Source organism: Pseudoalteromonas sp. RB2-MNA-CIBAN-0110, assembly GCF_040309305.1.
Taxonomy (GTDB): Bacteria; Pseudomonadota; Gammaproteobacteria; order Enterobacterales; family Alteromonadaceae; genus Pseudoalteromonas; species Pseudoalteromonas arctica.
Genome location: NZ_JBEOOQ010000022.1, coordinates 61,842 through 74,753, shown reverse-complemented (window position 1 = coordinate 74,753; position 12,912 = coordinate 61,842). Strand labels below are relative to the sequence as shown.

The window sequence follows — 12,912 nt, the reverse complement described above, 5'->3', positions numbered from 1 at the left end:
TGCTGTACCGAACCTTATCAGATCAACCGGCCAAGATAATTGTCGCTAGACCGGCCACCGTAATTGTCGCTTAATAGTTAGGGCTTTATTGGGTAATGACTTAGGACTTTTTATTTTTAATTTGACTAATCTTTAAAATCCTATTTAATAAAATTAAGACGTAAAAAAAGCCACTTGGCGGTGGCTTGATTAAATTGAACTTCATCTGTTGCGAGATAAGTATATATTTATCACCTATTTAAATATTGTAAAGTAAGTTGGTGTAAAAATATTATTGTATTTCTTCTTAATTATTGAAGTTTAAGCGTTTAATTCAACTAAATTAAGAGAGAAACAAATGAATAATAACAAATATTTTATGGCGGTTCCAAACGACATTATGAATACAAAAAACCCTTTGCATTACGAACTATTAAACTTCGATACCAATATCAAGCTAAAACTTTTCATAGCCTTATTAGCTAAATCTACGATGATTTACAAGAAAAACAAAAAGAAAGGAATACAAATTTTTTCAATAAAAGGATTTTTAAGCGACAATAGTTTTATACCGAGAAAATCACTAAATCAAACAAAATTATTAGAAATAATTAATGATTTTAACAGTCCATTTTTTGACATTTTAACTTTAAATGACAAAGAAATATCATTCGAACTTTCAGCTAAATATATCAAAACTTTAAAAAGTGGCTTTACCAACCTAAATCTTATGGAATTAAAAAAACATAAAGATTTAAAAACGACTAAGTTAGCAATATTAACGTCTATTTACCCAAGCACACCAAATAACCCGAAGCCATATTTTAGTCTGAATTACCTTTTGAAATATTTAGATGTTACTAAAAAATTACCTAGAACGGCAAAAATAAAACAAATTAAACAAGCATTTTCAAAATTAGAAAATATAAAATTTGAGTATAAACATCCTATTTCAAAAAGTGCTGAAGAATTACCCGAACATTATAAGTTTCATTATGAAACCATAAATGTTGAAGTTGAAAAGACGGATAAAATCATAGAAAAAACAGAACCATTAAAAAAACCTTGGGAACTATCAGAACAAGAGATTAATGATGTAGAAATAAAAAAAGTATCTGATATTGAAATAGATAATACATTTGATGTTTCTGATCTTGATGAAATATTAGAAGAACATCAAGAACCGATTTCAAAGATCGGACATACAGATTATAAAAGATATATATAACAAAAGGGATTTGCTTCGCAAGAAGTGATTTTCTGGGGTTTTAAAAAGCTTTAATGGTGTCCGAGAACGGACTTGAACCGTTACTCCCGAAAAATCGAAATAGATCAAGATAGATCAAGATATACGCCTTATAGCTAATTTTTATTGGAGCCTGTAAATAATTCAGTGCTATATTTTCTATTATTTATAAACCCCATCACCTAAATAACCGTCATCTCCTGATACTGGCTCGCTGTATGCTTCATAATAAGCTTCTTCAATCTGCTTTTTAAGCGATGTTATACACTGAGACAGTCGTTTATATTCAGGGTGATCTTCTGAAAATTTATTTCGCTTTGTTTCACAGCTTACCTTTATTTCTTTTAACTCATTTAAAGATTTCATTCAATTACCCTCTATATCGTTTATTAGATTCAACCACAGCCCCAGAGAACCCCGAAGCGTCAAAAGTATAAGTATTTCCCCAAAATTCAACGACTACATTATTACCATAACGCTCTGAAACTTCAAACTTATTCATAGATCTCGCTGCTGATTCATAACCTTTAGGGCCTATTATAATGTAACCATCATCATTACAAGCATAACGATAATTATATGTAGAGCCTGAAACAAGAATATTAATATTTTCAAATTCAGTCCTTTCTGGACATTTATTAGTATCAACCAAAAAACGCAACAAAGACTCCCCTTTATTCCAAAAAAAATCAGCTACAACTTTATTATTTTCTTTTGATGATTGTTGGAGATCGTTAGACCACCTAACTTCTTTATTGTCAATCGCATATCTAATGCCGAATGTAGCAATAATTGCGGATAAGAAAAGCAAAGCTATTGTTTGCTTAGACCAACGATTTACATTTGACACGTAACCTCCAATATTAGAAATAATGATTAGCACATCATAACAAATGGACAAAAAACTTCTATGAGGGACTTAAAAAATTGTAAATATACGAAGTGAAATATTTTAGATACAAAAAAACCGCCACAAATGACGGTTTTCTCTAAATATGGTGCGGGTGGCGAGACTTGAACTCGCACTTCTTTCGAAACCAGATTTTGAATCTAGCGTGTCTACCGATTCCACCACACCCGCAATTTTTTATACAACTCTATACAACATTTTTATATAGCTTGTTTAGCACTTAAGCCTTTGTATTAACTTTATAATAATTGATAATACATATAGAAGCAAGCAATTTTGAATCCCCCATGTCTACCAATTTCATCACGCTGGCATAATTTTTCTTTAATCTTTTAAGCATAAAAAGATAAAGAAAAACCACTTAAAATAAAAAGGATACTTATATACCTCTTATTCTGTATCCGCATTATACAAACAAAAGAGGGGGCGGCAAGCCTTTTCTTTTATTTACATAAACAACTGGTTGATAATTAATCGTTTATAGCAAGGATACTCCACAGGTAAATTTTTTAAGTCTTTTTGGGCTGATATATAAAGCGAATATTTTGGGTTATGAGTGCTATTAAACTTGTTATGCGATTGAATAAATAAGCAATTGAACTATTGGTAATAGTTAATCGTACTACAATAAATATTCCTGCTTTATCCCGATGTTGCGCTTAATTCAGGTATTATTTGTACAACAAGGTTTTTAAGACATTATATATGACTCAATTAAGTGCCAAACAGAACATTCAATCGATTGTGAAAGCAATTAAGGCAGAGGAAGCATCACTTCGTCAAAAGTACCCATTACTTGCACATCAAAATACCTTAGGGTTAATTATTTTATTGCTATCGCTTAGCGCATTAATTGGTGTTGGTGTTTTATATTATTTAGCCATCATACCTGCTTGGGTATGTATAGTACTTGCGGCTATTGCAGCGTCTATTTCCCATGAGTTAGAGCACGACCTCATACATAAACAATACTTTAGTAATCAGCCGTTCATGCATAATTTTATGATGCTAACAGTATGGTTAATGCGGCCAAATACTATTAGCCCATGGTACCGACGTAAAATGCATTTACACCATCACAAAACCTCAGGCACACAACAAGACCTAGAAGAACGCTTGGTGGGTAACGGTATTAAAAATCCATTTTTACGTGCGCTAGTTATTGTAGATGGGTTATTAGGGTTAGTTATTTCTACTAAACGTTTTAGAAAAGAAATTAATGGCTTTAGTTTTTCGAGTGTTTTTAATGCGGGATTTCCGATAGCGACTGCGTATTTCGCTATTTTATATAGCGTTATTTTATTTCATATTGTTGATTTATTTATACCACTTTCGCTAAATTCGCCTAGCTGGGTACTAAGTATAATGAACGTGTTTGAATTTTTAATGGTTGTGCTCATTGTGCCTAATATTATTCGCTCAAGCTCGCTTAATTTTGTTACCTCAAGCATGCATTACTATGGCGGCGTTAATAATATGCTTGAACAAACTCATGTACTAACGAGTCGTTTATTTGTGCCGTTTAACTTGTTTTGCTTTAACTTTGGTAAAACGCATACTATCCACCATTTTGTGCCAAATCAGCCGTTTTATTTACGCCAAATGCTAAGTGAAAAAATACTTAAAGTAATGGCGCAACACAACGTGCGCTTTAACGATTTTGACAGCATAAAAAATGCTAACGCATTTAAATAATTACCCCCAACATAAGGGGAGGTTCTACATTGCTATTCTTATTTTATAGTTTGAATAGCAATTATGTACCAAGCCTATTACTCGTTAACTTCTTCTATCCACCACCGCGCTTATTAAAACTCACTTTACGTGCGTTGGTTGACTATTCAATGCCATTTTTAAATCAATAAAAACAAAAATGGTAGGCTTAATTAGCGCTAAAACTTCAAACTAAAAATAGATAAAACCAGTGAAAAGTGAAGTGGCCCTTCATAGTTGGGCATCTAGCTTAAATGGGATTGATTATTGTAGAGCCTTCAGTAATAGTGGTTATAGAGCAAACTAATTATGTTCTCAATAATACATAAGGGCTCGTGCTCATCAATATTATAAAACCAATAAATATAATAAGGACAAACAGGATGAAAAAATCACTAATTTCAATAGCGCTGGGCTTTGCTGCCCTTAGTGCGTTTAATGCCAATGCAAACATTGATCAGCAAGTGAAAAAGGTAGAGCAACAGGTTATTGATTGGCGACGTGATTTTCATCAAAACCCTGAGCTTGGAAATCGCGAAACCCGCACAGCAGGTATTGTCGCTAAGCACTTAAAGTCGCTGGGTATGGAAGTACAAACAGGGATTGCTTATACAGGTGTTGTGGGGCTATTAAAAGGTGCAAAGCCAGGCCCAACAGTAATGCTACGCGCAGATATGGACGCGCTGCCAGTTACTGAAAAAGCCGATGTTGATTTTAAATCAACTAAAACCACTAATTACCGTGGTGTAGATGTAGGCATAATGCATGCTTGTGGGCACGACACGCACGTGGCTATGCTAATGGGCGCTGCACAAGTGCTTGCAAACATGAAAGATGAGCTACACGGTAATATTATGTTTGTATTTCAGCCTGCAGAAGAAGGCGCACCTGAGGGGGAAGAGGGTGGCGCTGAGTTAATGCTTAAAGAAGGCATATTTAAACAATACAAACCAGAAGCTGCTTTTGGGTTACACATAACATCTAGTTTGCACAGCGGTAAAATTGGTTATAGAAGTGGCCCTGCAATGGCCAGTGCAGACCGATTTGAAATAACTGTACATGGCAAGCAGGCACACGGCTCTGCACCGTGGACAGGGGTTGACCCAATTGCCGCAGCTGCGCAAATAGTAACAGGCGTAAATCATATTGTTAGTCGCCAAATCAACATTACCAAAGAGCCCGCTATTGTCTCGTTTGGAAAAATAGCGGGAGGCGTACGCAATAATATTATTCCTGAAGAAGTTGAAATGGTAGGTACAATTCGTAACTTTGATATGGATAACCGAGCACAAATATTTGAAAAAATAAAAACCACAGCCACGCACATTGCTAAATCGTCGGGTGCAACTGCAGAGGTACACATTCACGAAGGTTATCCGGTAACGATTAATAACCCAAAGTTAACTGCGCAAATGTTACCTAGCCTTAAAAAAGCAGCGGGTAATGGAAACGTAGTTGAAATGGGAAAAATAACCGGCGCAGAAGACTTTTCGTTTTACGCATTAGAAGTGCCGAGTGTATTTGTATTTTTAGGCGGCACACCAAGTGAGCAAGATTTAAATACAGTGGCTAGTAATCACTCACCTTATTTTTATGCCGACGAATCATCGTTTAAAGTAGGCACTAAGGCGCTTAGCCTGTTAGCTGTTGATTATTTAAACGCACATAAAAGATAGCTTAAACGCACCACGTTACGCTATTAGCTTAACGTGGTATTGCTGTTTTATTTAAAACATCGGATCATGTTTGTAGCACTTGCTCAACTTTTAAAAATCACTTTCAAAAATTAAAAACCTAACCGAATATACAAATGAACCGGCGAGCAGTTTTTTTATATTTTAAAAATAATGAATCGATACTGCCGGTCTTATATCTCGATTCAATCTTCATAAGCATTAAGGATTTAAATAATGGAAATTACTGGAAGCTGTTACTGTGGTGAAATTAAATACCAAGCAAAGTCTCAAAATAATAATGCACTTGTTTGCCATTGTAGCGATTGCCAACGTATGTCGAGCGGCCCATTTAGAGCCGTTATAATTGCAGAGCCAAATTCGGTAGTATTTACCCAAGGTGAGCCAAAAGAGTTTGTTAAAACAGCGCAAAGTGGTAACAAGCGTGCGCAAGGTTTTTGCGGCACATGTGGTACAACACTTTATGCAACTAACGAAGCTAAAGCTGACCGTGTATATGGTTTGCGTATTGGTGCGGTTGATCAGCGTGATCAATTTACGCCAACAGCACAAATTTGGGCTAAATCAACATTGAGCTGGTTGAGCGGCTTACACGAAGTACCTGCGTTTGATACAACCCCACAAAACTAGTTAGTTGGGGTTATCAGTATTACTTTTTAGTAAGCGGTTTGAAATTTATTTAACCAAATGACTGTCTACTTATAAGTCAGTCATTTGGAGAATAATATGTGTAGTTCACCTAAAAGCAGTCGAGCAGTGAAAAAAACAGCCATTAGTTTTAATGATGAGCTTACTCAAGAGCAGCGCTTGCGTTTTGCTGCAAAAGCTAATTTAGCACAAGAGCGCCGTGAACAGCGTGAAGCAACTAATAAACGCTATGAGCAAAAACACACGAGCAACAAAACTTCGTCTGGTTTATTTTCGTGGTTACAGCAGCTAGTTAGCTGATTTAGCTAAAGTGGTGTTTTTACCACTGCCCAAACCACATAATGCACACAGTACTCCGGCAATAGCGCACAGCCATAATGGCGCACTCCAACTTCCCGTAGTCGTGTGTAATGCACCAGCGAGCATAGGACCAATAGCCGCGAGTAAATAACCTACGCTTTGCGACATACCTGAAAGCGACGCTGCTTGTTGCGAATCGTCAGTTCGCAAACTAATAAACGACAGCCCCAATATAAAACACGCTCCAGAGCAAAAGCCCAACATTAGGGTCCAAACAAAAGCAAAGTTAGGCATGTAAAGCAGCCCCAATGCACTAAGTGCACTCAACATGGCTAAAATAAAGCTAAGCGCGCTTTGATCTTTTAATTTGGCAAGTAACGGAATTAATATTAAACCCGGTAATGCAGTCGCTATTTGAAAAGCACCATGATAAGCACCTGCTTGGGTAGCTGAGTGACCGGTTTCGGTTAATATGCTTGGTAACCACGTAATAATTATATAATTTAAAAACGAGTTTAAGCCCAGCAGTAGGGTAATTTGCCATGCTAGTAAATAGCGCCATACACTTTTTGACGTGTCAGCGTGTTGAGCAATACTCGCGGGTTTTGTGTGCTTACTTAATTGCGAGATCCATACAATAATACTCGCCAGAGTAATAAGAGCTGATGAGCCCAGCGCAAGTTGCCATCCTAATCCGTTTAACTGACTAAGCGGAAATACCAAAGTGGAAAACCCACCCGATACCACGCCCATAGTAAGCACGTAGGCAGAGGTCATTAACGCAACCTTTGCAGGAAAGTCGCGCTTAATTAAACTTGGTAATAATACGTTTGCGATGGCAATACCTACACCAATAATAGCGGTGCCTACAAAAAGCATGGCTGAGGTATTTATTACCCGCGCTGCAACCCCTGCAAGTATAAATAACAAAGCCACAAACAAGGTGCGCTCTAGCCCCTGCTTTTTAGCAAGAGTTGCGGCCATTGGCGATACAACCGCAAAGGCAATGAGTGGCAATGTTGTTAAAAACCCAGCTTGCGATGCGCTAAGCCCAAAGTGATTAATAATTTGTTCAAGCACAGGTGCAATACCTGTAAATGTGGCGCGTAAATTTGCGGCAATAAGTAATATGCCAAGCACAAGTAATATGCCAGCAAAGCGTGATTTAGGTGTGTTATTTAACAAAAGGGAAGACCATTAAAGCTAATACTTAATGGGCGCTAGTATAAAGGCTTAGCAAAAACTATAATTTAGAGATAATGACATTAAATAACTAAAAACAGACAAAACTATGTTTGATGCAATTGGCTGGGACGACATTAAAAATTTTGAAACTATGGCGCAGCCCATAATAGCCAAAATAGAGCATGCCCATGCCAGTCACGAAATACCACTGCATACCCATCCAAAAGGGCAATTAATTTTAGCGCTACATGGTTATGTAACGTGTGAAGTGTCGGCAAAAATGTGGATGGTGCCTACGCACAGTGCAATTTGGATCCCAGCACAAAAAGTGCATAGTAATAGGGCGTCTGATAACGCGCAGCTTTGTCATTTATTTATTGATAGCAGTAAAAATGGTATGCCGCTAAATACCTGTACGTTAGCTATTACGCCGCTGGTTAAAGAGCTAATGTGTGAGTTGGCTGGGCATAATCAGCACTATACTTTAAATAGTAAAACAGCGCGTTTAGCGCAGGTGTTATTTGATCAACTTATTGAAATGCCAGTACAACCACTCGATTTTGTATTATCTAAAAACGAGGTAATTCAAACCATGAGCGATCAGCTTATAAATATGCCTAATAACCGAAAAACATTACCACAATGGGCTAAGCAGTTTGCATTAACTGAGCGCACATTAGCGCGGTTAATTAAAAAAGAAACCGGTATGACATTTGGAAAATGGCGTACGCAATTGCATATAATTACAGCCTTAAAAGCGCTTTCTGATAAGCAAAGTGTGCAGCAGGTGTCGGAGTTATTAGGGTATGAGTCGGTGAGTGCATTTATTACTATGTTTAAAAAGGTAATGAAAAAATCGCCCATGAAATACATGAGCGACTTAAATCAGTTAAATTAACTTGATAGCTAAAAGCTTACCAAGTATAGGTCGCTGATAACATCGCGTTACGCGGTTTGCCAGGAAAGTACCTGTCGCCGGTAAAGCTGGTGTAATCGGCGCGCTCTGCATAAGCCTCATTGGTTAAATTTATAATGCGGGCAAGCACTTCAAGGTTATTAGTAACTTGCCACTGAGCGCGCAGGCTTAAAACATCATGCCCTTGGTATTTATTTAAGTTTTCTGGGTCGGTGTAGTAGTTACCAACGCGGTGCCACTGCAAAGCAAATTGCGCGTTGTTTAATGCCTTCCATGTTAAATCGATATTAGCAATATTACGCGGCGCGGTATCTATGTCGTTGCCGTTTATATTTAAACCGTTAAGTATTTGGTTGTTAGTATAAGTATGCTTTGCGTGAGTGCCAGCAAAGTTAAGCGCAAGCGACTTAGTGAGCTGGTAGTCAAGCTCAAGCTCAATACCACGATGGCGAGAGCTGCCATTATTTACCGTAAAAAAGTCGCTATCGCGGTAAATCGTATTGTGTTTACTCATAGCGTAAAGTGACACACCATAACGTAGTTTTTCGTAAATCCCTTTAATACCCAGCTCTGCGTTATTGGCTATTTCGGCGCTTAAATTTGCAGTGGTTTGCTCGCGTTGTAATTGGTATAGCTCAGCCGCTTGTGGCGCTCTGTAACCGCGAGAAAAGTTTGCATAAAGCGTGTTATTTGTATTGTACTGATAACTAACCCCAAGCTTTGGCGATAAATTACTAAAACTATTTTTAGCACTCGCTGGGCGGCTGTATCGGCAGCCACCAAAGCCGCATTCTGTTCCATCGTCTTTTGTTCTGCCTGCTAGCATATTATTGGTGTAGTCGTACTGCATATGCTCGTAGCGTACACCTGCAGTAAGTAACCATTTATTTAATTGCCAATCAATAGATGCAAAAGGCGCATAAAGCGTCGCGTTTACATCGTAATCGTAATGCTTACCTTGTGGCACTGTAGCAACTAAAAATGCAGAACCTTGAGTGGGCTCGTTTTGGCTTTGAGTAAAGTCGGCTTGCGTGTATTCGCCATCAAGCCCTAGGTTTATTTTTATATTACTTTGTAAATTATGTTGATAAAGCGATTGTACGCCAAAACCAGTTTGACTGTTTTTTTCAAGCGGTGTGCCGGGCAAAAAGTGCTTAAAAAAGTCCATGCTTTGGTCGCGAAAATATAACGTAGTAGAGAGCACATCATTGTTATTTAATTGCCATGTTGCATTGCTCCATGCTCTAAATGCGCGTGCTTTTCTAAATGCGTCTGGGTCAAAGTTTTTTTGCGAGAGGGCTTCGTTTTTATAGCTTTCAAAGCCCGTAATAAATCCCGCAGTTTGCTGATCTAGGTTTGTGTAAGTAAGCCCAGAGGTAAGTAATAAATTATTATTTGAATAGCGATGGCGAATATTAACTTTTTGTTGCTCTACGCTTTCGTCGTCGCGGTAACCGCTATCGTCGGTAACACTTGCGTTAATGCCTATGCCGCTGTTGCCGTAATCTTGTCCTGCACGTAATTTGTAGCGAGTATAACCGTACGAGCCATAATCTAAACCAACTAAACCACCGCCTTGAGTAGTGTCGGGCGTTATTACATTAATAACACCATGCACAGCATTTGAGCCATAAAGTGCAGAGCCAGGGCCTTTTAATACTTCAATGCGCTGCGCCATTTCGCTGTGCGCCTCAAATAGCTCGTTTATATTACAAAACCCAGCGGCTCTAAGTGGTATGCCATCCTCCAAAGTCAATATGCCACCACAAGCGCCTGCGCCCGAAAGCACTTGTGAGCGAAGCGCGGGTAAATACTCTTGGCCATTTCCGCGTTGAATATTAGCACCCGCTACACGTTGCAGAGCTTCTTCAATATGGGTAGGCGCTATGCTATTTAGCTGCGCTTGCGTTAGTGTGCTTATTGATAAAGGGAGTGTGGTCGATAGTGCTTCAATACGTGATGCCGTAGTAGTTATGGTTTCTATTACATCGTTGTTTTGATTATCGGCAAACGCAGTGTGGCTAAAGGGTAATATCAGCGGCAAAAAATAAGGTTTCATACATTCCTTGAAAGTAATCTATATTGCATTACCTCTATAATATGCGGTTTTAATATGCATTTAAACTCGTTGCGTTAAAGCGTACGTAACCTATAAACCCGATACGTAATTGATAAAACAAAACAAGCTACAGCAGGAAACACCAAAGCCAGCACTAAGTAATGCTCAAATAAAACAAAACCGGTTATACCGCCTAGTAAAAAGCCTGCAATAATGAGTAAAAACATAACCCCTTTACGAGTATCAAATTGCTCACCTTTAAGAGCTTTACCTAGCATTAAACCAAGGTCAGTAAAAATACCGGTTAAATGTGTCGTACGTATAACAGCACCACTGTAATTAGTTGCTAGCGCATTTTGTAACCCACACGCAGCAGACGTTAAAACAATGCCGTAAACGAATGTGTTTTTGAGTAAATAAGCACTCGCAAGTAGTAGCAACCCTTCAATAAAAAGCAAAGTGTCGTAATGACGACCAAGTTTTAAAGAGCCACCAGAGAGCAAAAAGCCCGACAGTGCAGAACCCAACATAAAGCTAATAATTATTGAAAGTAGCAATAAGGCAGTGCTGGGGTTAGTTATTACTTTAATACCAAGTAAAGTAACAGAGCCAGATACATGCGAAATAGCCTGGTGCTCAAATCCTAATAAGCCTACAGCGTTTACTACGCCCGCTAGAAATGCGAGCGTAAACGCGCCATATTCAACCCACTTTGGTAGTTTTGTAAACATTGGTTATCTCTTAACGTGTGCAGTGTTAATTATTGAGTTTGTGCTTTAAAACGTTTTATTTGCTCATCAACTAATTTTGTATCAATTACGCCTCGCTTAAAAGCAATGTAAGTAGGAAACGTAAACTCATTTAATTGCCGAGCATAAATGTTTTTATATTCTTTTGAGTACCACAAACCTGCTTGATAGTTAGTTATTGCGTATTCAACACGTTTTTTTTCTAGTAGCTCAAAAGTGTCTTTAGTTGAAAGTGAACGAAGTAGATTACTCTCATCAAGGCTGTACTTTTTAGCAATAACCTCAGGCAAAGCAACGCCGCGCAGCATAGCTATTGGGGTATTTGATAAGTCGTCAGTGAGCAGTTTATCTTTGTTTAAAGTAAATAAACCATACTTAGTAGTATGCAAGGGCACGCTTGTAAAATCTAAATACTTTGCACGTTCCTCTGTATTGGCCAAAGAGAAATAGCAGTCGTAGTAACCCAGCGCCATTTCTTTTTTAACGCGCGCCCATGGCAGATGAATTACGTCAATTTTAAGATTTAAATTACGCTCAATAAACGTTAAATATTCAATATCTAAACCTGTGAACTTATCGCTTTTCTCATCAAATATAGTAAAAGGCGGGTAGTGGGTTGTTACGCAGCGCAGGGTTTTACTTGGCGCTGCAAGTAATAACGAAGGTAAAGTTAAAGCTAAAAACAGGAGTATTGCGCGCATAAATATAAATTCGATATCTTTTAAAGTACATAACTTGAACGCCAATTATACAGTTACTGAGTTTAATTGCATTGATCTAAGTATTTTTACCTAGCGTATAATTTAAATTTTGTGAGATATACCATGTTTAACGCAGAGCAGCAGTCACGCATTATCGAAATGGCGTGGGAAGATAGAACCCCCTACGAGGCTATAGAGCAGCTATACGGATTAAAGTATCCGCAGCTGGTGGTTTTTATGCGAGACAATGTTTCAAAAGGCAGTTTTAAAGTTTGGCGTAAGCGCCATGCAGGTCGTAAAACAAAACATTTAAAATTACGCGATCCCGCTATTATGCGAAGCCACTGTAAAACACAATATAAACAACGTTAAATAGGTGTTAGTTGTTTCATATGATGTTCATCCGTGTTTGTTAATCTTTAGCTATTAATTATGCTAGAGATTATTTATGAGAGTACTAACATACACAGCACTAATAGCATTGGCTTTATGTTCAATAAGCGCAGACGCAAAACCGCATAAAGATAAGCATGGTCATAAACACGGCCATAAAAAGCATCATTCATATAAGCATAACGACAATGACTACCTTTCTAAAAAAGAGGCAAAGCAGTTAATTCGCGCAGGTTGGACGCCACCAGGGCTAAGTAAAAGCTATCATCGAGGCGACTTTTTAGAACGCGATTTATACAAAAGAGGTAGAGTGATTGAACGCTCTAGAGATAATGGTACAGTGAGTATTGAAATAGACCGTACAGTTATCCATATGGTGCACGATACTCGAGAAATACTTTCAATTTTAAGTCGCTAAA

The 12,912-nt window shown here is 37.9% G+C and carries 14 protein-coding genes and 1 tRNA gene; 8 read left to right on the top strand and 7 right to left on the bottom strand.

Annotated features, from left to right (window positions below):
• Positions 1–337 precede the first annotated feature (337 nt).
• Complete coding sequence (locus tag AAEY68_RS12210) at positions 338–1,207, top strand: hypothetical protein (protein WP_350585998.1); 870 nt, start codon at positions 338–340, stop codon at positions 1,205–1,207.
• Between the two features lie 180 nt (positions 1,208–1,387).
• Here the strand turns inward: AAEY68_RS12210 and AAEY68_RS12205 are convergent, their stop codons facing one another.
• The 3 genes from AAEY68_RS12205 to AAEY68_RS12195 all read right to left on the bottom strand — a co-directional run bounded on the left by AAEY68_RS12205 (position 1,388) and on the right by AAEY68_RS12195 (position 2,306).
• On the bottom strand, positions 1,388–1,591 hold the full coding sequence (locus tag AAEY68_RS12205) for a hypothetical protein (RefSeq protein WP_350585997.1): 204 nt from the start codon (positions 1,589–1,591) through the stop codon (positions 1,388–1,390).
• Between the two features lie 4 nt (positions 1,592–1,595).
• Positions 1,596–2,075 carry a hypothetical protein gene (locus tag AAEY68_RS12200; protein ID WP_350585996.1) on the bottom strand — a complete coding sequence of 160 codons (480 nt, stop codon included), beginning with the start codon at positions 2,073–2,075 and terminating at the stop codon, positions 1,596–1,598.
• Positions 2,076–2,221: 146 nt separating this feature from the next.
• Positions 2,222–2,306 (bottom strand) — tRNA-Leu (locus AAEY68_RS12195).
• Between the two features lie 534 nt (positions 2,307–2,840).
• Here AAEY68_RS12195 and AAEY68_RS12190 point away from each other — a divergent pair.
• The 4 genes from AAEY68_RS12190 (at position 2,841) to AAEY68_RS12175 (ending at position 6,490) form a co-directional block, all read left to right on the top strand.
• Positions 2,841–3,830 (top strand): fatty acid desaturase, encoded by a 990-nt coding sequence (locus AAEY68_RS12190; RefSeq protein ID WP_024593318.1) that lies wholly within the window; start codon positions 2,841–2,843, stop codon positions 3,828–3,830.
• Positions 3,831–4,231: 401 nt separating this feature from the next.
• Positions 4,232–5,524 (top strand): amidohydrolase, encoded by a 1,293-nt coding sequence (locus AAEY68_RS12185; protein WP_010553117.1) that lies wholly within the window; start codon positions 4,232–4,234, stop codon positions 5,522–5,524.
• A 234-nt stretch (positions 5,525–5,758) separates the two neighbouring features.
• Positions 5,759–6,172 (top strand): GFA family protein, encoded by a 414-nt coding sequence (locus AAEY68_RS12180; protein ID WP_007377055.1) that lies wholly within the window; start codon positions 5,759–5,761, stop codon positions 6,170–6,172.
• A 96-nt stretch (positions 6,173–6,268) separates the two neighbouring features.
• Positions 6,269–6,490: a hypothetical protein gene (locus AAEY68_RS12175; protein ID WP_007581505.1), complete on the top strand. Its 222-nt coding sequence runs from the start codon at positions 6,269–6,271 to the stop codon at positions 6,488–6,490.
• On the opposite strand, the gene AAEY68_RS12170 is transcribed toward AAEY68_RS12175, so the two are convergent.
• Entirely contained in the window at positions 6,479–7,675 is a 1,197-nt protein-coding gene (locus AAEY68_RS12170) for an MFS transporter (protein ID WP_024593317.1), read from the bottom strand. The genes AAEY68_RS12175 and AAEY68_RS12170 overlap by 12 nt on opposite strands.
• 106 nt (positions 7,676–7,781) lie before the next feature.
• Here AAEY68_RS12170 and AAEY68_RS12165 point away from each other — a divergent pair, with 106 nt between their 5' ends.
• The gene (locus AAEY68_RS12165) at positions 7,782–8,573 is read left to right on the top strand and encodes an AraC family transcriptional regulator (protein WP_007581507.1); all 792 of its coding nucleotides are present in this window, start codon (positions 7,782–7,784) and stop codon (positions 8,571–8,573) included.
• 16 nt (positions 8,574–8,589) lie between these two features.
• On the opposite strand, the gene AAEY68_RS12160 is transcribed toward AAEY68_RS12165, so the two are convergent.
• The 3 genes from AAEY68_RS12160 to AAEY68_RS12150 form a co-directional block, all read right to left on the bottom strand.
• Positions 8,590–10,650, bottom strand: coding sequence for a TonB-dependent receptor (locus AAEY68_RS12160; protein WP_350585995.1), 2,061 nt, complete (start codon positions 10,648–10,650; stop codon positions 8,590–8,592).
• A gap of 74 nt (positions 10,651–10,724) precedes the next feature.
• Positions 10,725–11,381, bottom strand: coding sequence for a YoaK family protein (locus AAEY68_RS12155; RefSeq protein WP_024593316.1), 657 nt, complete (start codon positions 11,379–11,381; stop codon positions 10,725–10,727).
• A 29-nt stretch (positions 11,382–11,410) separates the two neighbouring features.
• Positions 11,411–12,100, bottom strand: a complete 690-nt coding sequence (locus AAEY68_RS12150) for a substrate-binding periplasmic protein (protein WP_024593315.1) — start codon at positions 12,098–12,100, stop codon at positions 11,411–11,413.
• Positions 12,101–12,223: 123 nt separating this feature from the next.
• On the opposite strand from AAEY68_RS12150, the gene AAEY68_RS12145 reads away from it, so the two are divergent.
• A complete protein-coding gene (locus AAEY68_RS12145) occupies positions 12,224–12,472 on the top strand; it encodes a TIGR03643 family protein (protein ID WP_007581511.1) in 249 nt (82 codons plus the stop codon).
• A gap of 76 nt (positions 12,473–12,548) precedes the next feature.
• A complete protein-coding gene (locus AAEY68_RS12140; protein ID WP_024593314.1) occupies positions 12,549–12,911 on the top strand; it encodes a hypothetical protein in 363 nt (120 codons plus the stop codon).
• Position 12,912 lies beyond the last annotated feature (1 nt).